The sequence below is a fragment of the Aquirufa sp. TARAVU-A1A genome, from assembly GCF_054558675.1.
In genome coordinates this window covers 69,829-93,183 of record NZ_JBPXKP010000005.1, presented here as the reverse complement: position 1 = coordinate 93,183, position 23,355 = coordinate 69,829, and the positions used below count along the sequence as shown (strand labels likewise).

General features: G+C 40.6%; 23 protein-coding genes. 10 read left to right on the top strand and 13 right to left on the bottom strand.

All coding sequences use genetic code 11. The features are described 5' to 3' along the window. Positions 1-167 precede the first annotated feature (167 nt). Positions 168-1,643 (bottom strand): Do family serine endopeptidase, encoded by a 1,476-nt coding sequence (locus V7S75_RS08390; RefSeq protein ID WP_459513034.1) that lies wholly within the window; start codon positions 1,641-1,643, stop codon positions 168-170. A 172-nt stretch (positions 1,644-1,815) separates the two neighbouring features. Between V7S75_RS08390 and lysS the strand changes: the two genes are divergently transcribed. Further along, the gene (gene lysS, locus V7S75_RS08385; protein WP_459513032.1) at positions 1,816-3,528 is read left to right on the top strand and encodes a lysine--tRNA ligase; all 1,713 of its coding nucleotides are present in this window, start codon (positions 1,816-1,818) and stop codon (positions 3,526-3,528) included. 124 nt (positions 3,529-3,652) lie between these two features. Here the strand turns inward: lysS and V7S75_RS08380 are convergent, their stop codons facing one another. Beyond that, positions 3,653-3,847: a cold-shock protein gene (locus V7S75_RS08380; protein ID WP_130895221.1), complete on the bottom strand. Its 195-nt coding sequence runs from the start codon at positions 3,845-3,847 to the stop codon at positions 3,653-3,655. A gap of 313 nt (positions 3,848-4,160) precedes the next feature. Between V7S75_RS08380 and V7S75_RS08375 the strand changes: the two genes are divergently transcribed. Then, complete coding sequence (locus tag V7S75_RS08375) at positions 4,161-4,382, top strand: PspC domain-containing protein (RefSeq protein WP_377977324.1); 222 nt, start codon at positions 4,161-4,163, stop codon at positions 4,380-4,382. Here V7S75_RS08375 and V7S75_RS08370 read toward each other — a convergent pair. Then, entirely contained in the window at positions 4,379-5,383 is a 1,005-nt protein-coding gene (locus tag V7S75_RS08370; protein WP_459513030.1) for a glycosyltransferase family 2 protein, read from the bottom strand. The genes V7S75_RS08375 and V7S75_RS08370 overlap by 4 nt on opposite strands. Before the next feature lie 91 nt (positions 5,384-5,474). On the opposite strand from V7S75_RS08370, the gene V7S75_RS08365 reads away from it, so the two are divergent. After that, positions 5,475-7,187 (top strand): amino acid permease, encoded by a 1,713-nt coding sequence (locus V7S75_RS08365; protein WP_459513250.1) that lies wholly within the window; start codon positions 5,475-5,477, stop codon positions 7,185-7,187. A 112-nt stretch (positions 7,188-7,299) separates the two neighbouring features. Here V7S75_RS08365 and V7S75_RS08360 read toward each other — a convergent pair whose 3' ends face one another. From V7S75_RS08360 to V7S75_RS08350, 3 genes are read right to left on the bottom strand one after another with little or no spacing between them, the layout of a single operon-like run. Then, the gene (locus V7S75_RS08360; RefSeq protein WP_459513028.1) at positions 7,300-7,980 is read right to left on the bottom strand and encodes a zinc metallopeptidase; all 681 of its coding nucleotides are present in this window, start codon (positions 7,978-7,980) and stop codon (positions 7,300-7,302) included. A gap of 4 nt (positions 7,981-7,984) precedes the next feature. After that, on the bottom strand, positions 7,985-8,464 hold the full coding sequence (rfaE2, locus tag V7S75_RS08355) for a D-glycero-beta-D-manno-heptose 1-phosphate adenylyltransferase (protein ID WP_459513026.1): 480 nt from the start codon (positions 8,462-8,464) through the stop codon (positions 7,985-7,987). After that, positions 8,445-9,437 carry a lysylphosphatidylglycerol synthase transmembrane domain-containing protein gene (locus tag V7S75_RS08350; RefSeq protein ID WP_459513024.1) on the bottom strand — a complete coding sequence of 331 codons (993 nt, stop codon included), beginning with the start codon at positions 9,435-9,437 and terminating at the stop codon, positions 8,445-8,447. Before V7S75_RS08350 ends, rfaE2 begins: the two co-directional genes overlap by 20 nt. 130 nt (positions 9,438-9,567) lie before the next feature. Here V7S75_RS08350 and V7S75_RS08345 point away from each other — a divergent pair, with 130 nt between their 5' ends. From V7S75_RS08345 to V7S75_RS08335, 3 genes are read left to right on the top strand one after another with little or no spacing between them, the layout of a single operon-like run. Beyond that, positions 9,568-10,377, top strand: a complete 810-nt coding sequence (locus V7S75_RS08345; protein ID WP_459513022.1) for a glycogen/starch synthase — start codon at positions 9,568-9,570, stop codon at positions 10,375-10,377. Further along, positions 10,328-11,701 carry a DUF4270 family protein gene (locus V7S75_RS08340; RefSeq protein WP_459513021.1) on the top strand — a complete coding sequence of 458 codons (1,374 nt, stop codon included), beginning with the start codon at positions 10,328-10,330 and terminating at the stop codon, positions 11,699-11,701. Before V7S75_RS08345 ends, V7S75_RS08340 begins: the two co-directional genes overlap by 50 nt. Before the next feature lie 11 nt (positions 11,702-11,712). Continuing rightward, complete coding sequence (locus V7S75_RS08335; protein WP_459513019.1) at positions 11,713-12,501, top strand: amidohydrolase; 789 nt, start codon at positions 11,713-11,715, stop codon at positions 12,499-12,501. Here the strand turns inward: V7S75_RS08335 and V7S75_RS08330 are convergent. Further along, positions 12,488-13,189, bottom strand: coding sequence for an ABC transporter ATP-binding protein (locus V7S75_RS08330; protein ID WP_459513018.1), 702 nt, complete (start codon positions 13,187-13,189; stop codon positions 12,488-12,490). The genes V7S75_RS08335 and V7S75_RS08330 overlap by 14 nt on opposite strands. A gap of 92 nt (positions 13,190-13,281) precedes the next feature. Here V7S75_RS08330 and V7S75_RS08325 point away from each other — a divergent pair, with 92 nt between their 5' ends. Continuing rightward, the gene (locus tag V7S75_RS08325; protein ID WP_459513248.1) at positions 13,282-14,502 is read left to right on the top strand and encodes a bifunctional 3,4-dihydroxy-2-butanone-4-phosphate synthase/GTP cyclohydrolase II; all 1,221 of its coding nucleotides are present in this window, start codon (positions 13,282-13,284) and stop codon (positions 14,500-14,502) included. A 34-nt stretch (positions 14,503-14,536) separates the two neighbouring features. Here V7S75_RS08325 and V7S75_RS08320 read toward each other — a convergent pair whose 3' ends face one another. Further along, complete coding sequence (locus tag V7S75_RS08320; protein ID WP_459513016.1) at positions 14,537-15,439, bottom strand: prohibitin family protein; 903 nt, start codon at positions 15,437-15,439, stop codon at positions 14,537-14,539. 96 nt (positions 15,440-15,535) lie between these two features. Between V7S75_RS08320 and V7S75_RS08315 the strand changes: the two genes are divergently transcribed. Genes V7S75_RS08315 through kdsA form a run of 3 tightly spaced genes read left to right on the top strand, consistent with a single transcriptional unit; the run spans position 15,536 to position 18,117 of the window. Beyond that, the gene (locus V7S75_RS08315) at positions 15,536-16,264 is read left to right on the top strand and encodes an ABC transporter ATP-binding protein (RefSeq protein WP_459513014.1); all 729 of its coding nucleotides are present in this window, start codon (positions 15,536-15,538) and stop codon (positions 16,262-16,264) included. Position 16,265: 1 nt separating this feature from the next. Beyond that, the gene (gene murB / locus V7S75_RS08310) at positions 16,266-17,306 is read left to right on the top strand and encodes a UDP-N-acetylmuramate dehydrogenase (protein ID WP_459513013.1); all 1,041 of its coding nucleotides are present in this window, start codon (positions 16,266-16,268) and stop codon (positions 17,304-17,306) included. A 1-nt stretch (position 17,307) separates the two neighbouring features. After that, positions 17,308-18,117 (top strand): 3-deoxy-8-phosphooctulonate synthase, encoded by an 810-nt coding sequence (kdsA, locus tag V7S75_RS08305; RefSeq protein ID WP_377977337.1) that lies wholly within the window; start codon positions 17,308-17,310, stop codon positions 18,115-18,117. On the opposite strand, the gene V7S75_RS08300 is transcribed toward kdsA, so the two are convergent. From V7S75_RS08300 to V7S75_RS08280, 5 genes are all read right to left on the bottom strand, one after another. Next, positions 18,114-20,015, bottom strand: a complete 1,902-nt coding sequence (locus tag V7S75_RS08300; protein WP_459513011.1) for a hypothetical protein — start codon at positions 20,013-20,015, stop codon at positions 18,114-18,116. The genes kdsA and V7S75_RS08300 overlap by 4 nt on opposite strands. Positions 20,016-20,082: 67 nt before the next feature. Next, complete coding sequence (locus V7S75_RS08295) at positions 20,083-20,955, bottom strand: hypothetical protein (RefSeq protein ID WP_459513009.1); 873 nt, start codon at positions 20,953-20,955, stop codon at positions 20,083-20,085. Positions 20,956-20,959: 4 nt separating this feature from the next. Beyond that, positions 20,960-21,706, bottom strand: coding sequence for a ribonuclease III (gene rnc, locus V7S75_RS08290; RefSeq protein ID WP_459513008.1), 747 nt, complete (start codon positions 21,704-21,706; stop codon positions 20,960-20,962). Positions 21,707-21,709: 3 nt separating this feature from the next. Further along, positions 21,710-22,957: a beta-ketoacyl-ACP synthase II gene (gene fabF, locus V7S75_RS08285; protein WP_459513006.1), complete on the bottom strand. Its 1,248-nt coding sequence runs from the start codon at positions 22,955-22,957 to the stop codon at positions 21,710-21,712. Between the two features lie 118 nt (positions 22,958-23,075). After that, positions 23,076-23,312 (bottom strand): acyl carrier protein, encoded by a 237-nt coding sequence (locus V7S75_RS08280; protein WP_315577664.1) that lies wholly within the window; start codon positions 23,310-23,312, stop codon positions 23,076-23,078. Positions 23,313-23,355 lie beyond the last annotated feature (43 nt).

The following is a 23,355-nucleotide window of genomic DNA, read 5'->3' as shown; positions in this document are numbered from 1 at the left end:
TTTTTAATAGTCGTCAGTCACTAGTCTGATAAATTAACTTTAATATAATTTCATTAGCTGGCATTGAGTTTTCAATAGGTCTCAAAAAATCAATGCTTGACTAGTGACTGACGACTAGTGACTGCCGACTAGCGACTGATGACTAGCGACTAATGACTAGTGACTGATTACAACACATAAATAAATCTTGATCCATCCACATCAATCCCCTCAAGCTTCGTGCGGCCTTTGCGTGCTTCAAGTAATTCAGCAGCTTCTTTCGGGTTATTTACCGCTTTGTCATTAATCTTCGTGATGATGGATCCTTTGGATAAACCATACATTTCTAAACGGCCTTCAGGTAATACTTCAATTACTTTGACACCTGAACTAACATTGAATTTTTCTTTATCTGAGCTGCTCAATGCACCAAATTTAGCTCCCAAGAATTCAGATTTATAGGATTCCCCAGTTTCGCCTTTCAAAATGGCAGTATTGCCATCCTTGTTTTTCAATGTAACAATGAAGTCTTTGTTTTGACCATCGCGGTTAACGGTCACGTTCAAAGTTTCACCCGGACGCTTGCGGCCTACGATTTCCATCAACTTCGCAGATGTCTTTGTTTCCATGCCATCAATTTTCGTGATGACGTCATTGATTTTGATGCCCGCTGCTTTAGCTGCAGAATTTTCAGAGAATCCACCTACATAAACACCTGTTGATACTTTTAAATCTTTTTCGTCAACCAATTTCGAATTGACTTCCATAATGCTCACGCCCAAAAATCCACGTTGTACATTACCATATTTAATTAAGTCAGCTGACACTTTCTTTACAATACTTACCGGTACAGCGAATGAGTAGCCGGCGAATTGGCCAGTGCGTGAATATATAGCAGTATTAATTCCCACTAATTCGCCTTTCAGGTTGACCAATGCTCCACCCGAATTACCCGGATTAACAGCTGCATCTGTTTGAATAAAAGATTCCAATGGGTTAGCAGCTTTGTCATCATCGCGGTCGATGATGTTTTGGCGACCCTTGGCTGATACGATACCCGCTGTAACGGTCGACTCTAAATTAAATGGATTGCCCACGGCTAACACCCATTCGCCCACTTTTAATGCATCAGAATCCCCAAAAGTTAAGAAGGGTAAATCGTTTGCTTTGATTTGAATAACGGCTAAATCCGACGATGGATCCGTAGAAATGACTTTTGCTTTAAATTCACGTTTATCATTTAACATCACGGAGATTTCGGTTGCTTCAGCAACGACGTGATTGTTCGTTACGATATATCCATCTGCGCTAATAATAACACCTGATCCCGACGCTTCCGCTTGCTGTGGAGCTTGCCGACGACCACCTCCACCGAATGGGTCACCAAATCCACCAAACAAGTCATCGAATGGACTTGAAAACTGACGTTGTCTTTGTTCCATTTTGGTTTTGATGTGTACAACGGCAGGCGTTGTTTTTTCAGCTGCATAAGTGAATTCACCTGGGCTGCCGGCTGCGGTAATGTTGGATACATTGCTTGTGAAAGCGGATGGAGAATCACTGAAATTCGATTGATTCCCTAAATTAAGTAATTGATATGCCCCCAAAGTTACCCCGCTGGATAATAGGGCGATGACTACGTAGGATTTTAATTGATTTTTCATTTCCATCTTGCGATTAGTAAAAGGGTTAGTATTTGATTTACGAATTTAATCGAAAAATCGTTTTAACTGCTAAACGTAAAATCGAATTAACAAGTTTTAAGAATTGGAATCAACTTTTATTTGCCAATTGAAATGGCTATTTTTGTAGCTTCATTTTATCCCTTATATTCTGATGATTTTAAGTGAACAAGAACAGCTGCGTAGACAAAAGCGACAAGAGTTAATGGCGATGGGGATCGACCCATATCCTGCGGCTGAATATCCGGTAAACGTACATTCGGCGGAAATCTTAGCCAATTACTCACCTGAAAAGGCAAATTATCAGGAAGTTGTTCTTGCGGGTCGTTTGATGGGTTTCCGTATCATGGGAAATGCATCTTTTGCTGAATTGCAGGATGCTGAAGGACGTATTCAATTGTATTTCCGTCGGGATGATTTATGCCCAGGAGAAGATAAAACTATATATAATACGGTATTCAAAAAGTTGTTGGATATCGGTGACATCATCGGTGTCAAAGGATACGCATTTACAACGCAAGTAGGCGAGATTTCGGTGCATGTTCGTGAATTTACTTTGTTGTCAAAGGCTTTGCGTCCATTGCCCGTAGTGAAAGAAGCAGAGGGTCAAACCTATGATGCTTTTTCTGACCCTGAAATGCGGTATCGTCAGCGCTATGTGGATTTAATTGTTAATCCTCATGTAAAAGATATTTTTATTAAGCGTGCAAAAATCATTTCAACTATGCGTTCCATGTTTGATGCGCGTGGATGGTTGGAGGTGGAAACACCTGTGTTGCAAGCTGTACATGGTGGGGCATCTGCTCGGCCGTTCAATACGCACCACAATACCTTGGACATGCCGCTTTACATGCGTATTGCAAATGAGTTGTATTTAAAGCGTTTGATCGTAGGTGGTTTTGATGGTGTGTATGAATTTGGAAAAATGTTCCGTAATGAAGGGATGGACCGGACGCATAATCCGGAATTTACTTCTTTGGAATTTTATGTTGCCTACAAGGATTACCATTGGATGATGGATTTGACAGAAACGATCTTCCAAACTGTTGCTCAGACTTTACATGGTCAAACCAAATTGCGTGTTGGCGAAAATGATATTGAATTTGCCGGACCTTATCCACGCTTGACCATTTCAGGTGCAATCCAGCAATACGCAGGTGTGGATGTAGATGCGATGTCAGAAGATGAATTGCGTAAACATTGCCTTAGCTTAGGAATGGAAGTGGATACCCAAATGGGAAAAGGTAAGTTGATCGATGAGTTATTTGGAGAAAAGGTAGAGGCCAACTTGATTCAACCGACTTTCATTACGGACTATCCGGTAGAGATGTCGCCTTTGACGAAGAAACACCGTTCGAAAGAAGGCTTAGTAGAGCGTTTTGAATTATTCGTAAACGGAAAAGAAATTGCCAATGCTTATTCCGAGTTAAATGACCCAATCGATCAAAAAGAGCGTTTTGAAGATCAATTGCGTTTAGCCGAAAAAGGAGATGACGAGGCGATGGCAATGGATTACGATTTCTTGCGTTCTTTGGAATATGCCATGCCACCAACCTCTGGGATTGGAATTGGTATTGACCGATTAACCATGTTAATGACGAATCAAGTTTCGATTCAAGAAGTATTGTTCTTCCCGCAAATGCGTCCGGAAGTGATCAAAGAAGTTTCTTCAGATGGCGAATTTACCAAGGTAGGTGTACCTGAAATTTGGATACCAGCCCTTCAAAAAATGGGTATATTGACATTGGATCAATTGAAGGAAGCAAATCCCAATAAAGTATTTAACGACTTAGGAGGAATGCGTAAGAAATTGAAGATTGATGCAGCCATGCCTACGAAAGAAGAGGTAGTCGCTTGGATCGCTTAATTGCTGTTAAATAAAAAAGCCTTCCGAAGAAGGCTTTTTTATTTCTCTTTAACTAGAGATCAATGGGGCAATACTATATATTGAAATCTACTGATTTGCTCTAATCAAATTAAACGTGCGAAAATTAGATTTTCTTTACGTTGATTGCGTTTGCTCCGCGCTTTCCATCAGTCACCTCGTAAGATACTGAATCGTTTTCGCGAATTGTAACACCTGAAAGGCCAGTTACGTGTACGAAAATGTCTTCGCCTGTTTGATCATCAACGATGAATCCAAATCCTTTAGTCTCGTTGAAAAATTTTACTTTACCAGTTTGCATAAAAATAATGTTAAAAAATTAATACTCAAATCGATTGTTCTGCGCTAGAAGACGATGCAAACTTTAGAATCAAAAACTATAAATAGTGGGAGATACTAGAGAGGGGAAGTCTGAACTGTGCGTTGAATTAAATCTTTTAAGTGCTCAAATGTAGAAAAAATATAATTGTATGCAAGCATTTTCTAATTAATTATCAGTTAATTAAAATTTAATTAATACTTTTCCTTTATTTTATTGTACTTTATTTATTCAGTGTCTTTTTTTCTTTAAATGGTGAAAAAAATCTAATTTTGCGGAACCTAAATAAATTAAGATGTACAGATTGAAATACTTTGTTGAAAATCAGGCCTTTGGGGTTTGTACGCGATTAGGTGAAAAGTTTAAAATTTCAACGAGCAGCATTCGCCTATATTTTATTTACACTTCTTTTCTTACTTTGGGTTCACCTATTATCATTTACCTGATTTTGGCGTTTTGGATGAATATTCGTCGGTATTTGCGTCAGCGAAACAATCCGTCTGTTTGGGATATTTAAAATCGCAGCGCTGGGAATTGCTTGATTTTGCGAATGAAGTAGTCCCAAACAATGCTTCCTTGGTAACTTACCACTTCTTGTTTGGCTAATTCTGCTGTCAAATTTTCCTTGTTTTGAGTAAAGAAAACATAGCCATAAAAGTCGCGATGCGCTTTTAAGATGGCAATGATTTGTTTGAATTCTCCTTTTAAAAGAAATTGTACTCCTGCCAAACCATCAAGAAGCATTCGGGTAAATAATATTCCCAAACGCTTTCCCACAGGAAGGTTCTTGTACAATAGGATTAAGTTATTGCGGAAATTTAAATAAGTCTTCTTGGGATTACCTTGTGCTAAGGTTCCTCCACCTACATGAAGCACTTCGCTTGTTGCGACAGCAGCAATGTTATAGCCTGCGCGTTGCATGCGCCAACAAAGGTCTATTTCTTCCATGTGGGCAAAGAAATAGGCATCAAGTCCACCAACTTCCCAATATACGTTTGATCGAACCATCAGACATGCACCGGTAGCCCAATTGACCAGCGCACTTTCGTATTGATTCGTTTGATTCTCTATCGAGTCAAAGATGCGTCCTCGGCAAAATGCATAACCATATCGATCCCAGTAGCCTCCTGCAGCGCCAGCATATTCAAATTTATTAGGCTCTTGATATGATAAAATAAACGGTTGGGCTGCAGCCACCTGGGGATTTGCCTGGAAATAGGCTAATAAATTGCCCAGCCAATGTTCCTTGGGTTCAATATCCGAGTTCATGAGCACATAGTATTCGGCATCAATTTGTTTGAGTGCATAATTGTAACCTCCGGCATAGCCTAGGTTTTGGCTTGAATGAATCAGTTTGACTTGAGGGAATTCCGATTGAACGAATGCGACAGAATCATCTGTGGAACCATTGTCTGCTACATAGATTAACCCTTCAGGGCTTGTAGAGATTACTTTTGGAAGGAATTTCGAGAGAAATGCTTTTCCATTGTAGTTTAGAATGACGACGGCTACTGACATGCTTACAAAGGTAAGGCTTTTCGTTAAATTAGAATTTCTTTGAGAAAGATGTATTTTTGTTCTTCGTTACAATAATCAACAAGCTTATATGATGTGGTCTTCCTTTTTTCGTAAGAAGTCAATAGATAAAATTATTTCAGACCAACTGGAAATTGAAAAGTTAGAAGGGGGCCAAATGCATCGCAATTTAGGCGTTCGTGATTTGACTTTCATGGGCGTTGCGGCGATTATTGGTGCGAGTATTTTCTCGGCAATCGGTCAAGCATCTGCCAATGGTGGTCCTGCAGTTTCCATGTTATTTGTTTTTACTGCATTAGCCTGTATGTTTACGGCATTTTGTTATGCCCGTTTTGCGGCTACTGTACCTATTAGTGGCAGCGCTTATACTTATGCATATACAAGTTTAGGCGAAATCGTCGCATGGATTTTGGGTTGGAACCTCTTGCTCGAATATGCCATTTCCAATGTTGCCGTTGCAATTTCCTGGTCAAAATATTTTGTAGATCTTTTGGAGGGCCTCGGAATTCATGTGCCGGAATTTTTGACGATGGATTATTTATCAGCAAAAAGGGCTTTCGTCGAAGCTATGCCACTACTTCAGTCTGGCCAAACCCTTCAATCTTTATCCGTGAATCTACGTGAAGGTTATCTGGCTTATGAATCAGCGCCTACGCTATTTGGTTGGCATTTTGTGGCCAATTTACCTGCCTTGCTCATTACGGTTGCCATTACCTATTTGGTCTATATTGGGATTAAAGAATCAAAAAACACCAACAATGTTCTCGTTATTTTGAAGTTGTTGGTCATCGCCATCGTGATCGGCGTTGGGGCATTTTACGTACAAGTGGAAAACTGGACACCTTTTGCGCCTAATGGGATTTCTGGGGTTTTAAAAAGTGTAGCTGCGGTTTGTTTTGCCTACATAGGTTTTGATTCTATCTCAACGACTGCAGAAGAGTGTAAAAACCCTCAACGGGATATTCCGAAGGCGATGATGTGGGCATTGATTATTTGTACGACACTATATGTGTTGGTGACATTGGTCCTAACAGGAATCGTTCCATCGCATCAATTGACTGGAATCGAAGATCCTTTGGCTTTTATGTTCATGAAAGTGAATTTACCGGGAGTAGCTGGTGTTGTGGCGGCGAGTGCTGTTATTGCCTTGACGAGCGCCTTATTGGTCTATCAATTAGGCCAGCCGCGAATTTGGATGACCATGTCGCGTGATGGATTATTGCCAAAAGCCTTCGCGCGCATTCATCCCAAATACCGTACTCCATCGTTTTCAACGATTATGACGGGTGTTTTGGTGGGGGTACCTGCATTATTTGCTAATTTGGAAGAAGTAATCAACTTGTCTAGCATTGGTACTTTGTTTGCTTTTGTTTTGGTATGTGCGGGCGTGTTGATTTTGGATCTGGATCCTGAGAATCAAAAGAAATCGAAGTTTAAGATACCTTATGTTAATGCCTCTATTTGGGTTGGCTTGGCTTGGGTAGTAGCCTTGTATTTATCGTTGCCTGATTCAGCATCGTGGTCAACTTGGTTGGGTAGCTATTTTGCCGGAGAGGCAAAGGCCGATCATTGGATCATGTCGGGATTCTTTATCATCTGGTTAGTGCTCGCATTTTTCAGTTACACGCATCGTTTATCTTTAATTCCTATTTTGGGATTGTTGGTGAATCTGTATCTAATGACTCAAATGGGAGCGACCAATTGGGAGCGATTTGCCTATTGGTGTTTAGCTGGGGTTGTTATTTACTTTGGGTATAGTTATCGGAAGAGTAAGTTGAATAGCTAGACGTTAGACGTTGGACGTTAGATAGATTTGTGCAAAAAAAAGACGCTATTACAGCGTCTTTAATATTTATCCAAAGTCCAACGTCCAAAGTCTAACGTCTACCGTCCAATGTCTAATCATCACTTCTTCTCCCACCCATCAAATTCAGATAATAGAGCAATTGTGCGAGCATGCCTAATGCGGCTACGACATAAGTCATCGCTGCCCACCAAAGCGCATCTTTGGATAGTTCATATTCTGCAGGAGTAACAATGTTGTTCGCCTTAATCCAGGCTAAAGCTCGGTTAGATGCATCAAATTCGACAGGCAGTGTCACAAAGCTGAAGAGTGTCGCTAAAGCAAACAAAGCAACACCAATAGCTAAGACTGTTGAGTTTCCGGTTGAATATAAGAGCATCATTCCAGCCATTAATAAGAGTGGCATGAATCCATTCGCGATATTCAACATAGGTACCATCGCACTGCGGAATTGAAGAAAACTATATGCTTTCGCATGTTGGACAGCATGTCCACATTCATGCGAAGAAACAGCTGCTGCGGCTGCATTCCGGCCATAATATACATCATGACTTAAGTTAACTGTCTTGTCTGCCGGATTATAGTGGTCGGTCAATTGTCCTTCTACCGAAATCACGCGTACGTCATGGATGCCGTGGTCGGCAAGCATGCGTTCTGCGATTTCTTGGCCCGACAAATTACTTTGCAATGCCGTTTCTGAATAAGTTTTGAATTTTGATTTTAAACGCCATGAAATCAGCATTCCGATGACACCAAAAATAATAGCAATAATCATGATCTTAATTTTTTAGTTTTTGAATGATATTGGTTGTTGAGTAAGTTGGTACCAATGGAATCGTTGTTACTTTTCCGCCATGGGCGATGACTTCTTTGGCACCTACAATGGTTTCAATCGAGTAATCGTCCCCTTTTACCAAGATATCCGGTAGTAATTCATTAATTAGATTCAATGGTGTTTCTTCCTCAAAAATGATGACAAGATCAACAAATTCAAGCGCTGCCAAAATTCGTGCACGGGCATATTCATTGTTGACTGGTCGCGATGGTCCTTTCAGTTGGCGAACAGAGCTATCCGCATTTACGCCAACAATCATTTTTGTGCCTGTTTGGCGTGCTTTTTCTAGGTAATCCACATGGCCTAAATGGAGAATGTCAAAACAGCCATTGGTAAAAACGACTTGTTGGTTTTCCTGTTTCCAAACGCTTCGCCTCGATTTTGCTTCAGCTAATGTGCAAATTTTATGACTCGATTCCTGCATTTTTTTGGGGTAAGAAAAAGGTGATAATAAAGCTTAATCCGCCGAATAACAAGATTGTCGCCATTTGAGTTCCATGAAAAAACGTAGCTAAAACAGTCGCATCTTTTAAGGGAATTAAATAAAAACTGAGTGTCGATGCGACTAAGCTGTGATATGCCCCAATTCCTCCTTGTGTAGGAGTGGCCATACCAAAGGTTCCCATAACCAAAACCGTTAATCCGGCCGATAAACTTAAGCCTGCGCTAATCGGGAAGGCTAGAAGGAGCGTATAGGTGTTTGCGAAATAAGCAACCCAGATTAATATGGTATATAAGATGAATTTAGCGGGATTCTCAACTTCTTTGATACTCAAAATTCCAACGAACCAGCCTTGTAATAATTGGCCTACTTTGTTGGTCGCGGCAAAGTGCTCCCACCGAACGCGTAGTCGCTCACGAAGAATCCAAATTAAGCCTAAACATGCAATAGCCCCAGCCCCTAATCCTGCTAAAAAGATCGTAGGAGGGAGGTGGAAATTCGGAAAAAGGAATTGCTGAATTGGCTTCCATTCGACGATGAAGGTTAGACCGACCAATACGGCTAGGCCTAGCAGGTCAACGATTCTTTCCGTGATTACTGTGCCAAAAGACTTTTCGAAGGGGATATTTGCTGTTTTTTGTAAAGAACCGCAACGGGAAACTTCACCCATGCGGGGAACGATAAAATTGGCAAAATAGCCAATTAATACGGCTGAAAAAGTACGTGTAGTTCCCGGATTGTAAGCCATGGCACCTAATAATTGCTCCCAACGTAAAGCACGGAGTAGGTGTGAAATCATGGCGATGACCACGGAAACGATAATCCACTGATAGTTTGCTGTTTGGGCAGTTTGATAGATATCCGCCCAGTGTAAATCACTTTTTGAAAAGGCCCAATACAAAAGGCCTACGGCAAGCAAAGTTGAAATACTATATTTAATGAGGGCTTTGATCATTTAATCGCGGAATCAGTTTAATTCAATTGGCAAAATAAAGACCTTTAATTTATAAATGTGCGGAATTGTGCTTAATTTTTTATATTTTTGCGTTTGTTTTTTGGGATAAATTCCCCTAACTAATTTTAGCATGTCTAAATTGCGTATTCTTTACGTTTCCAGCGAGGTTGATCCCTTCCTCAATACATCCAAAATTGCTGATTTTGTTCGCGCGTTACCGACAGCGATGCAAGAGCGTGGAATGGAAATTCGAATTTTGGTTCCCCGTTTTGGGTCGATTAATGAACGTAAAAACCGTTTGCATGAAGTGGTTCGTTTGTCCGGGATTACCATTCCGATGGGCGATGAGGAAAAGCCTTTGACAATCAAAGTTGCAAGTATCCCTGCTGCTAAATTGCAAGTCTATTTCATTGATAATGAAGATTATTTTCAGCGTAAATATGTGTTGAAAGACAAGGAAGAAGCATTTTATGCGGATAACCATGAACGTGCGATTTTCTTTTGTAAAGGTGCATTAGAGACTGTGATTAAATTAGGATGGTCGCCTGATGTTATACATTGTAATGATTGGATGTCAAGCTTTGTCCCTTTATATATTTCTTCTTATTACCGGAATCACCCAATTTTTAAAGATTCTAAAACAATTTTTTCTCCTCACAATACGAGCTTTGATTTTACGTTTTCAGTGGACGACTTAAAAGAGAAAGTGAAAATAGGTGACATGGATGATGCTCATTTGTCTAGTTTAGATGGGGCTGATTACAATGCATTCATTAAATTGGGCGCAGAATTTGCTGATAAAATTGTTTCTTTAGAAAATGCGGATAATACCCGTATTCAACCGATTATTGATGAATTTCAAGATAAAACCTTCCAAAATATTGCCGATAATGACCTCGATTTCTTCGAAAAAACGTACATTGAATTGGCCGGCAATTAAATGGTTAGGGATTGTTTCCCTGTTTCTTGCTTCGTGTGACGCCCCTAAGGAAATTGGTGCAGATCTGTTTAGCGTGGAAGTTGGACTTAATTACACGGATACCCTTCGTGTCAATTCGAGTACGGTCTTTATGGATTCTACTCAAACGGGTGCCAATAACACGTTTCTAATCGGTTCTTTTTCTCATCCAGTTTTAGGGACTTTTGAATCCTCCGTTTTTACCCAAATTGCAAATGCTGATTCTTTGTTGGCTAAAGATGTGTCCATCTTGGATTCATTGAAAATGCATTTGGTCTATAAAAACTTTCAAGGTGATACGAACCAATTGCATACATTTCAGGTCTACAAACTGAAGGATAGTTTAAGTTTGTCAAAAGACTATTTTACAAACACAAATTCAGTTTCGACACAAACGACTCTTGTGGGATCACACATTTTTCGCCCACGTCCCATTCGTTCCAAAGCATCGAATGGTGATTCTTTGAAATTAGACACCTTGCATTTTACCATGTCCAAATCGCTAGGTGCAGAATTGTTAGCCAAATATGCTGACAAGACACTTGCCGGTGGAGGAGGGGCTTTTCGCGTTACTTTCCCAGGATTGATGTTTAAATCTTCAACTGTTCAAAAATCTGCATTGATTGGGTTTTCGCCTGCATATTCACGTATGACGTTACATTGGCACAACCCCAATGATACGACTAAATACACGTTGAATTATTATTTTAGCCTTTCGAGCGCAATGATGACTGAAGTACATGCTCGGTTTAATCAATATAAAATAACTCGTACGGGTGCATTGGCAAATTTAACTAAATCGGGGCAGTCGGTTCCTGCATCATCAACTGGCCAGTTAACCTATGTGCAGTCGGGTTCGGGACTTGTTACTAAAGTAGATTTCCCGACATTGATGAAGCTGAAAGGTGATCGTAATATTGCCATTAACAAAGCCGAATTGGTTTTAGAAGCAGAAGACGGTCTTGATTTTAATCAAAGTTTGGGGCAATTGACATTATTGCAAGTAGATGCAAATAATCGCCCAATTCGTAATTCCTATGGCTTAGGGTATGTTGTGTCAGAAGGAGGTTCAGGTATTCAAATAGGGAATTATAATGCTACGTTAAATTCATTCACGTTTAACGTAACAACTGAATTGCAGTCTGTTATAAATGGTCGGAAAGCTAATTTGGGTTTTCTTGTTACGCCCACATTGACATCCAATTCCACGGGATTCACGAAAATGATGAGCGAGTCAGCTCGCTTTATTGCCTTGAAATCCTTAAAGACAAAACTTCGGATTTATTATTCTTATATTGCTAAATAAATAGTGATATCATGTCTACCCTGAATCAAGATTTACGGGTTAGTTATGTACAAGCCGACTTGGTTTGGGAAGATCCGATTTCGAATTGTGCTCAACTAGAAGAAATCTTACAAAACTTGCAGGGGCAAACAGATGTAATCGTATTGCCTGAAATGTTTAGTACCGGCTTTAGTATGTCGGCCGTTGGTGCTGAAATTTCAGCGGGTCCCACAGTTCAGTGGATGAAATTGCAAGCTGCTCGTTTACAAGTTTTACTTATCGGTAGTCTTAAAATTAAGGAATCAGGCCTATTTTTTAATCGCTTACTTGCTGTACACCCCTCGGGTAAAATAGATAGCTATGATAAGCGTCATCTATTTCGAATGGGTCATGAAGATGAATTTTATACGGCTGGGAATTCAGCTTGTTTAATTTCTTATAAGTCATGGTCCATTGCTCCCTTCATTTGTTATGATTTACGTTTCCCAGTTTGGTCTAGGAATGTTGACTTGAAATACGATTTAGCAATCTATGTGGCGAATTGGCCAGCGGCACGAACACATGCCTGGTCTAGTTTATTACGTGCTCGTGCGATTGAAAATCTCGCTTATGTCGTAGGTGTGAATCGGGTAGGAGTAGATGGCAACAATTTAGCGTATGCAGGCGCCTCGAGCATTGTCTCATTCAAAGGGGAAGATTTATTGCCATTAACGTCCCATGTTTCCATTCAAACCCAAACGCTTTCCTTTCAAGCATTGAAGGATTTTCGTGAAAAATTTCCTGCACATCTCGAGGCAGATGATTTCTCTATTTCGATTTAGTCTTTTCTTGGAATAATTGGCTAATTCCACCGGGAAAGGCTTTGGCTTCGTCCATGCTGCAATCTGCTTGTAGTACGCCATGATTAATGATTAATAACCGGTCGCAAATAGCTTCAACTTCACTTAATATATGGCTCGAAAATAAAATGGTGCGTCCAGGTTTTAATGAAAGAATCAGGGCTCTAATTTCTTCCATCTGATTCGGATCTAAACCACTTGTGGGTTCATCCAAAATTAAAATGGATGGATTATGTAAAATGGCTTGAGCTAGCCCAACACGCTGTTGGTATCCTTTCGAAAGCGTGTGTATTTTTTTGTGCTGTTCTTTAGATAAGCCTGTCAGTTGGATAACTTCTTGGATTCGTTCGTTAGGGACTTGATGCATAGAAGCAATGAAGGCCAAAAACTCTCTCACATACATTTCGGTATAGACTGGATTGTCTTCTGCCAAATACCCAATTTGCTTTTTCAGTTCGATCGAATCTGTGCTAACGCGTTTGCCTGCGATGTAAGCTTCTCCAGAAGAAGGTTGGATAAGGCCTACAAGCATTTTGATGCTTGTGGATTTTCCTGCGCCATTCGGTCCAAGAAATCCGATAATTTCGCCTGAATGAGCGCTGAAATTTAATGCATTGACGGCAAGTTGAGCGCCATATTGTTTACTCAGATTATTAGCTTCAATCGACATGCGTGATTCTGGTATTTTATCTGACAAAGGTAGCTAAAATGGGAACTATTTCTGCTTACCTTTGTGTTTTCGTTTCAAAATACACAATTATCATGCAGGAGGAAAGTATACGTTTAGATCGTATTGAGGATGCCATTGAAGATATCCGCCAAGGAAAAATGATCATCGTAGCAGATGATGAGAATCGAGAAAATGAGGGGGATTTGATTTGCGCTTCGGAAGCCATCACTCCGGAGATTGTTAATTTCATGATTCGTGAGGCAAGAGGTTTGATGTGTGTGTCATTGACAAATGAACGTTGTATTGAATTAGGCCTTGAAATGATGGTCGATCAAAACACCACATCCCATGAAACTCCTTTTACAGTATCTGTTGATTTATTAGGTCATGGTTGCACGACAGGTATTTCAGCGCAAGATCGTGCCAAGACGATTCAGGCTTTAGTTAATCCGGATACACGCCCGAGTGATTTAGGCCGACCAGGTCATATATTTCCTTTGAAGAGTCGGACCGAAGGTGTCTTACGCCGCACGGGGCATACGGAAGCATCTATGGATTTTGCCAAATTAGCTGGATTTAAGCCTTCAGGTGTTTTAATCGAAATTTTAAATGAAGATGGTTCCATGGCCCGTCTTCCGGATTTGCGTAAAATTGCCGATAAATTTGATTTAAAGTTAGTGACCATCAAGGATTTGATTGAATATCGTTTGGCTACGGAGTCATTGATTCAGCGTGAAATTGGAGTAGATATGCCCACCGATTGGGGGCATTTTGATTTGATTGCTTATAAGCAAAAAAATACGGGGGATACACATTTAGCCTTAATCAAAGGTACTTGGGATGCAGATGAGCCTGTGATGGTTCGGGTACATAGTTCTTGTGTGACAGGGGATATTTTTGGTTCTTGTCGCTGTGACTGCGGCGGTCAATTACACAAAGCCATGGAGATGGTGGAGAAGGCAGGAAAGGGCGTGGTGTTATATATGTTCCAGGAAGGTAGAGGTATTGGACTTTTGAATAAATTGAAGGCCTACAAATTGCAAGAGCAGGGACGCGATACGGTAGAGGCTAATTTGGAATTAGGTTTCGCTATGGATGAACGTGATTATGGCGTAGGAGCTCAAATTTTACGTGATTTAGGGATTCGTAAAATCAAGTTAATTTCAAATAATCCTAAAAAGCGCGCAGGATTGCTAGGCTATGGATTAGAGATTGTTGAATCTTTGCCGATTGAAATTCAATCCAATCCGCATAATGAAGCTTATTTGAAAACGAAGCGAGATAAAATGGGGCATACCATTTTGAAGAAATAAAAAAAAGGCTCCGTTTGATTCGGAGCCTTTTTTATTAATTATTGCCTAAGATAATGGGTGTTGATTTATTTCCCATGATGATAACTTTGGTATTCGGCGATTTCGCGATTTCTTTTTGTGCAATGATGGATTCATATTGCAATTGTTTATCGCTTAATCCGGTCGATAAGATTTTCTGGTAATCCGCGATACCTTGTGCTTCGACACGCTTACGTTCGGCCTCTTGCTTTTCTTTTAAGAGAACGAATTGCATTTTCTGCGCATCTTGTTCCGCATTGATTTTGGACTCGATGGTTTGCTTGACCGAATTGGGTAGATTGATATTTCGAATCAATAATTGCTCCAATACCAAGCCGCGCTTTTTGAAATTGCTTTCTATGTCCTTGTAGATGCGTGTTTGGAATTCATTACGTTTCAATGAATAAAGTGCCACAGCATCGTAATATACGGCGTTATCGCGAATCATCGTACGTGTAATTGGACGGACAACCTTATCCTTGTAATCAGGTCCGATTTCTTTTAAAATCGTAGGTGCTTGAGAAGGTAATATCCGGTAAAGTACCGTTAAGTCTACGACCACTTCTAAGCCATCCGCGGTTAACACTCGGATCGCATCATCACCTTCGCGATCGCCTTCGTCGTGTACAGCCGACATGGTATAATTTTGGGTTTTGGCATCAAAGACTGTTACACTTGCAAGTGGGTTTACGAAGTTTAATCCAGATGATAAGGTTCGCTCGGAAACTTTACCGAATACACTTTGAACCCCAACTTCCCCTGCATCAATTTGTTTGATTGTGGAGCTGCTAATGCCTAAGACAATTAATACAATTGCCACCTTGCGAATAGGGGATGCGAATTTTGCGAAAATGAGATTGGGATTGTCGATCGATTTGCTCGCTAACAATAGTAGAGCACCAATAATAATTAGTAGCATAGGGTTGTTGTTTAGTTGGCCTAAGGTACAAAATTCTCTGCGCTTAAAAACAAAAATGCCATGCCGTTTTTACGTAAAATATAGCTAATTTTGAATATGATTCAGTTGAAACACATACACAAAGAATTTGAGGGTCGTGTAGTTTTGGATGGCATAGACGCAAGTTTTCAGCCAGGTAAAATTAACATGGTTATTGGAGGGAGTGGAACAGGGAAGAGTGTATTGTTAAAGTGTATGATTGGAATTTTGAAACCTGAACAAGGACAAGTGCTTTATGACGGTCGGGATTTTTTACAAGCTGATCAAGATACGGTGAAGGCGATCCGTAGGGAAATGGGCGTTTTATTTCAAGGAGGCGCATTGTTTGATTCAAAAACGGTTTTGGAAAATGTACGATTCCCCTTGGACACGTTGACATCGCAATCCGTAGAAGAGAAAAATGCGCGGGCAATGATGTGCTTGCAACGCGTAGGTTTAGAGGCAGCGGCGCACCAGATGCCTTCTGATATTTCCGGTGGAATGAAGAAGCGAGTAGGTATTGCTCGGGCGATTGTCATGAATCCCAAATACCTTTTTTGCGATGAGCCAAACTCGGGATTAGATCCATTAACTGCGGTTAAAATTGATTTATTGATTCAAGAGATCACGAAAGAGTTTAATATTACGACCATCGTTATTTCACATGATATGAATTCTGTGATTCGGATGGGGGAATACATTATCTTTTTGAAAGATGGTAAAAAGGTCTGGGAAGGAAGTAACCAGAACCTACTTCAGACGGAAGTGCCGTCTTTGCAAGAATTTTTATCGACCAAACTTACTTAATATGCCCTTGGTTAAATCGGCTCCTCGTGTGTTGGAAAACGTCTCCATGCTGCCTTACAATACATTTGGCATAGATGTTTCTGCTCGTTATTTTGTGGAAATCAATCATTTGCAGGAATATATAGAGCTTGTGCAAACGGGGCAATATGCCCATGTCAAGCATTTATTTTTAGGAGGGGGCAGTAATTTGTTACTGACCCAAGATATAGATGCTTTGGTTGTTAAGATTCAAATGCTAGGAATTGAAGTTGTGGATGAGGATGCTGATCACATTTGGGTGAAGGCTGGTGCTGGTGTTGTATGGCATGATTTTGTGTGTTATGCAGTGAATCACCAATGGGCTGGCATTGAAAATATGTCTTTGATTCCAGGAACGGTCGGTGCAGCACCTATGCAGAATATTGGTGCTTATGGTGTAGAAATCAAGGATACATTTGATCATTTGGATGCCTTGAATTTAACGACCATGGAAATGGAGCGTTTTGATGCTACTCGTTGTGCATTTGGATATCGCGAGAGTTATTTCAAACACGAAGGAAAAGGACAATATTTGATTACGGCTGTTTGCTTTCGTTTAAATAAGCAGGTTCAAGCACAAACGTCTTATGGTGCGATTCAGTCTGTTTTAGCTGAGAAAGGAATTTCAAATCCTGGAATAAGTGATGTCGCGAATGCGGTGATTGAAATTCGCCAAAGCAAATTGCCAGACCCAAAGGAAATAGGCAATTCAGGTAGTTTCTTTAAAAATCCTACGCTGTCTGCGGATGCTGCTGCTCGATTAATTGCTGAATACCCAAACATCCCACATTATCCTGTTGAAGGGAGTACAGATATCAAATTTCCGGCGGGATGGTTGATTGAACAAGCAGGATGGAAAGGCTATCGGTCGGGTGATGCGGGTGTGCATGCCAAACAAGCCTTAGTGTTGGTCAATTATGGACATGCCAAAGGGGTAGAAATACAAACGCTCTCTGAGCAAATTAAAAAATCGATTTTAGAAAAATTTGGTGTCGTATTAGAGACCGAAGTAAACATCTTGTAATATGACTTTACCCACGTTAGAAAATTTAGGAAAAGGGCCATTCTTTTTGATGGCTGGTAGTTGTGCGATTGAAAGTAGAGATTTGGCATTTGAAATTGCTGAACGTATTGACGGCATCACGAAATCCATGGGTATTCCTTATATTTTCAAAGGTTCTTATCGCAAAGCCAATCGGACCAAAATTGATTCTTTTACAGGAATCGGGGATATTAAAGCCTTGGAGATTTTGAAAGAAGTAGGCACGCATTTTGATCTTCCTACAGTTACTGATATTCACGAAAGTGCTGAAGCTGCAATGGCTGCGGCTTATGTAGATGTATTGCAAATTCCGGCTTTTTTATGTCGGCAGACCGATTTATTAGCTGCTGCTGCCCAAACGGGAAAGGCTGTTAATATCAAGAAGGGGCAATTTATGTCGGGTGCTTCGATGAAATTTGCTGTGGAAAAGGTGATGCACGAAAATCCGCAAGCTCAGGTTTATTTGACTGATCGTGGAAATTCATTTGGCTATGGGGATCTCGTCGTGGATTATCGCAATCTTCCTGAAATGTCGAATTTTGGTGTACCTGTGATTATGGATTGTACGCACTCACTGCAACGGCCTAATCAGGGGAGTGGGGTGACGGGCGGCCAACCGGCCTTGATTGAAACCATTGCGAAAGCGGCTATTGCGGTTGGAGCGGATGGATTATTTATTGAAACACACCCGAATCCTTCGATAGCAAAATCGGATGGAGCGAATATGCTTCCATTGGATCAATTGGAAGGTTTATTGGAAAAATTATTGAAAGTTCGTCAAGCGATCGTTTAAGGAATATAAGCTACTTGTAGTCCAATATCCGTTTTGTGCGATGCTGCGATGGCATCAAGTCCGGAACCGATTACCTCTTTTTGGAAGTAATCGGTTCTTGCTATTTTCAGGGCAACAGATAATTTGTTTTCACTTTTGTATTCAATTAATAATAGGTTTCTTGTGCTGGGGTCATAATAGGCTGGTAATAAAAATGAAAAGGGTAAACTAGGCTCATAAGCATATAAACGGGTATCATAACTCCCCGACCAAATCCAAGCTGTTCGCAATTGCATTTTGAATCGCTTGAGGTGATAATCGAAATCATTTAGCCACAAATAGCCTGATTCTATTTGTTCTTTCGATTCAATGTGTGACCACATGATACGCCCATGCCAATTAAATCGGAGAAATGGTCTGTTCCAATCGAGGCTTGCTTGTAATAATTCATGTGGCGATTTTGAATCTGCTAGGTATTTATGCGTCCATTTGAGTTGAGCAAAATAATTCCCTAATTTCCTTCGGTCCCATTGAAAGCGACTTAAAACTTCCCAACCTAATGGTCCAGACGCCCATTGGCTAGAGCTCGCTTTCGGAAATCGAAATACATCCAAATAGCTGGAAAAACGTTTGTATTTCGTGTGCTGGTATTGATGGCCAAGAAAAAGCCCCCATTCATTTTTATTATTTGAACTCTCGCTAATGGCATTCGACATGGGGCTAAAATATCCGGCATCGTACATTCGGATAATTCCCGAGACATCCGTTTTTTTATTAATTGCCCAGGCGAGGGCATGTATCGTCGACCAGGCAGATATCGCTGTATGCGCGATTTCACCGGAAATTCGAACATTCCTTTGTTGGCTTATATAACTAAGTGAAGTATTCAGTAAATTCCTCCCTCGCCAATCCAAAGGATTCGACGGCATCAATGGATAATTCCATTGTGTCCAAGTCTGTGCCAAAGCCCATTCAACCTCTTTTCCTTGATAACGAAAATTTAGCCCTCCCGCGAATTCTTGCAAGTGGTTTTGATGGATTATTTCTGTGGGTGTACGGTGCAAACCGTCCAACTGGAAAGAACGAAAATATGTGCTATCCTTTGAAAGGACTAGATCTTTCAAACGAGTGGAAATATAGATTTGCCCTTGAAACTTTTGCCATCTGGTTTGCAGGTTAATTCCTCGGTAAAATTCTGATTCCCCCGAAGACGTATAGGCCATTGCTCCTCCGTGAAATTTTTGGGTGGCACGTATGCTTTCATAGCTTTTACCTAAGGAGAAAGAACCGGATTGGACGAGTCCTTGGCCCCATTGGTTGATAAAGTCGCCTAGAATCAATTTAACGTGCTCTCTCGAATCTTTTAATTCAATAAAGGCACTTGTAAAATCGGTGTATTGAGATTCCCCGGCATCTTTTGACATCAGTAAGCCAGCACGGATGTGACTATTCCATGTCCCACGATATCGAAATAATGTACTCAATGGATTGCCCAGGTAGCGAACTTTGCTACGGGAAGTAGGGGATGAAAATCCTGTTTTTTGTTCGAGTGTTCTTTCCACGCGTAGGATGATTTGGTGCTTGCTATTTTCTGCTTCGTACCAATGCGGTGGAATCGTCCGACAAACGAGTAGTGCTTGAATGGTACGTAATGTGTTTAAATCCCAGTTGGGGATGGTTTGTAATTCAAAAAGGGAGACGAATCGAACTATTTGTTTTCGATGATTTACAAAAGATTCGATTTGAACGGAATGTAAAATTCCCATGGCGAGCAACTCTGCTTGGGTAGCCTCGTTGATATCGATGGGATTTTGTTGGTAATAGTTGAGTATCCCTTGTTTTTCCTCGGTCAGTTCCGTGGCTTGTTGGGCCGAAAGCCAAAAAGGGAATAGCCAATAAAATATAATGAGCCGTTTCAAGTTTTTTTTCTTGAAACTAGCTCATGTTAGATTATTCTTTCGCTAGATTACTGATAATGAAAATCAGTTAACTGAATTTCCGCTCGATAAGTAACATGAGTTCTTGCGATGCAGAAGATTCTTCAAAAGGATATCGTTCGGCAACTTCGCTTCTCCAGTTGGAGGCGCTTGCTTCGAAGTCAATAAATTCAATGAATTGGCTGAATTGTTCCGCATTCCCATCAAATAATTCTTGGATGAAATTCAATCGTTGGAATAAGGAAATGCTTTCTGCTAGCGAGGAAGTCATTTGATTGGCAACCATATTCTTTAACGAATGATCGTCCACTTGTATCGTGTCCAATACTTTTTCGCCTGTTGAATCAGCCAACATCTCTTGAATGCTTTGTGGTTTGTTTTCTTCTGGGTTTAATTCGCTTAAATCAGGTAATTCATTCGATACCTCAAAATAATCTGGCGTCGATTGTGTAGGGAATTCAAGTACGGGTTCTTCCCAAGCAACCGCTTGAAGGTCATCTTCTTCAATTTCTATAACGGGACTGAGGTCTTCCTCTTCCTCCTCAGGCAAATCTTCCAATGAATCCGATGGCCGTTCAAAAAACACTTCGGCATTCAGTAAATCGGCAAAGCTTGGTACTTCGGGCTGAGTAGATTCGATTTGTCCACCCAATGCTGCAATCCAATCCATCCAAATCTGCTCGGGCAATTGAACTTGCATTAACAGTGTTTGCGCAATAGAATTCCATTTTTCTTGCATGCGGAGATTAGACCAATCAAAATTGGGTAGTTTTTCCACGAGCATTTCACTGGTTAACTGTTGCAATAATTCCGCTTGAATAGTCGCGAGAATCATTGGGTCACAGTCGAGCGAAAGAACTTCCTGAAAACTCAAAGTTTGGCCTTGATTGTTCCAGTAGTGTAAGAAAATATTAGGTTTCATACGCTTATTGATTGATTTTTAGCGCTTCGCAGGCTTTCATAGCTGCATTTTGTTCCGCTTTTTTCTTGGAATATCCCTTGCCTTCTGCGATTTTTTCGTTTTCGATGAGTACGAAAGCCGTAAATTCTTTGTTATGATGTACGCCTTCTTCATCCAGGGTAAACTGGACTTTTTTGCCTTCTTTCTGCGCCCATTCGATCAGGATTGACTTGAAATTGGGATTGTTTTGCACAACCGTATCCAAATCAAAATACTGGGTAAGTATTTTTTGCGTGATGAATTTTTGGGTAAAGCTAAAGCCCTTATCTAAATAGACTGCACCAATAAATGCTTCTAATGCGTCTCCATACATGCTGGAGCGGGATAGCGAGGTTTTGCGCTGGTTTTCGTATTCAATGACTTCTTCGAGACCTAATTTTCGGCCGAGGACATTTAATGATTCCCGACTCACCATTCGAGAGCGAATTTCAGTTAGGAAGCCCTCGTCTTTGAATGGGAATTTTTTGAATAAGTAAGCTGCGGTAATCATGCCTAGCACGGAGTCTCCAAGAAATTCCAAACGTTCGTTGGACTCTTTATAAGATTTTGAGACAGATTCTTTGGAGGCCGAGGCATGTAAAAAGGCTAATCGGTATAATTCTAGATTAGACGGATTAGCCCCAATAAGGTGTTTGACTGATTTATAAAGGTGTTTCTCGCGTTCATCTTGGGAATGTAAGCCGAACCAGGTCAACGGAGAAAATAACTTCATAAATTAAATTTTTCTAAAGATGACAGTTGCATTGTGGCCACCAAAACCGAAACCATTGCTTAATGCAACATCAATTTTACGAGCTTTACCTACGTTTTCTGTTAAGTCAATGCGTTGATCAATTTCTGGATCACGGTTGAACACGTTAATGGTAGGAGGGACGAATTGATTTTTGATTGCTAGGACAGATGCAACGGCCTCAACAGCTCCTGCTCCTCCTAATAAGTGACCTGTCATTGATTTCGTAGAAGAAATAGCCATGTTGTAGGCGTGTTCTCCAAAGCAATCAACGATGGCTTTAATTTCTTGTGGATCACCAATCGGTGTTGATGTTCCGTGTGTATTGATGTAATCAACCTCTTCAGGTTTGATTTGAGCATCTTCTAATGCGTCTTGCATCGACAATAAAGCGCCGTATCCATCCGGATGTGGGGCTGTAATGTGGTAAGCGTCTGATGAGAAACCTCCACCAATTAATTCTGCGTAGATTTTCGCACCACGTGCTTTTGCGTGTTCATATTCTTCGAGAACCAATGCACCAGCGCCTTCACCTACGACAAAACCATCACGGTCTACGTCATAAGGACGTGAAGCCGTTGCTGGATCATCGTTACGTGTTGACATCGCGTGCATAGCTGTAAATCCACCAACTGATGCAATGGTCACAGGAGCTTCAGAGCCACCGGTGATACAAACATGCACACGACCGGTACGGATGTAATTGAATGCGTCAATAATTGCATTGTTTGCTGAAGAACAAGCGGAAACGGTTACGTAGTTTGGCCCACGGAATCCATTACGAATGGAAATTTGTCCTGAACTTGAATCTGCAATCATTTTTGGAATAAAGAATGGATTGATTTTAGGCGTTCCATCACCTTTTCCAAAATAGATCATTTCATCTTCGAATGTTTTCAATCCTCCGATACCAGATCCCCAAATAACACCCACCTTATTTAGGTTTAATTTTTCCATATCAAAACCCGCATCTGCAATGGCTTCATCTGAAGCTACCACAGCATACTGGGTAAATGGATCCATTTTACGGGCCTCTTTGGTATTAATATAATCTTCTACTTTGAAGTCTTTCAACTCACAAGCAAAGCGCGTTTTGAATTTTTCAGCATCAAATCGAGTAATGGGTGCACAACCACTTTTACCAGCGGCTAAGCCTTCCCAAAAGGCATCAACTGTATTTCCAATCGGTGTAAGAGCACCTAGGCCCGTCACAACTACGCGTTTTAACTCCATGTGTTAATTTAATAGACTTTGTAAAAATAAAAAATGTCAATTAGTAATGGTTCAACTGAGGAAAAATCCTTAGGAATTACCAGGTACTAATTGACATCATTATGATCGTGTGATTCGATTACTTTGCGTTTTCTTCCAAGTAAGCAACTGCTTGGCCTACTGTTTGGATGTTTTCAGCTTGGTCATCTGGGATAGAAACATTGAATTCTTTTTCAAATTCCATGATCAATTCTACCGTGTCTAAGGAGTCAGCTCCCAAATCGTTTGTGAAAGACGCCTCAGTTGTAACTTCTGATGCTTCTACACCTAACTTCTCAACGATGATGCTTTTTACTTTTTCTGCAATATCTGACATTTTATAAATATTTTGGGGTTCAAAAACGATGCAAAGATTAGAA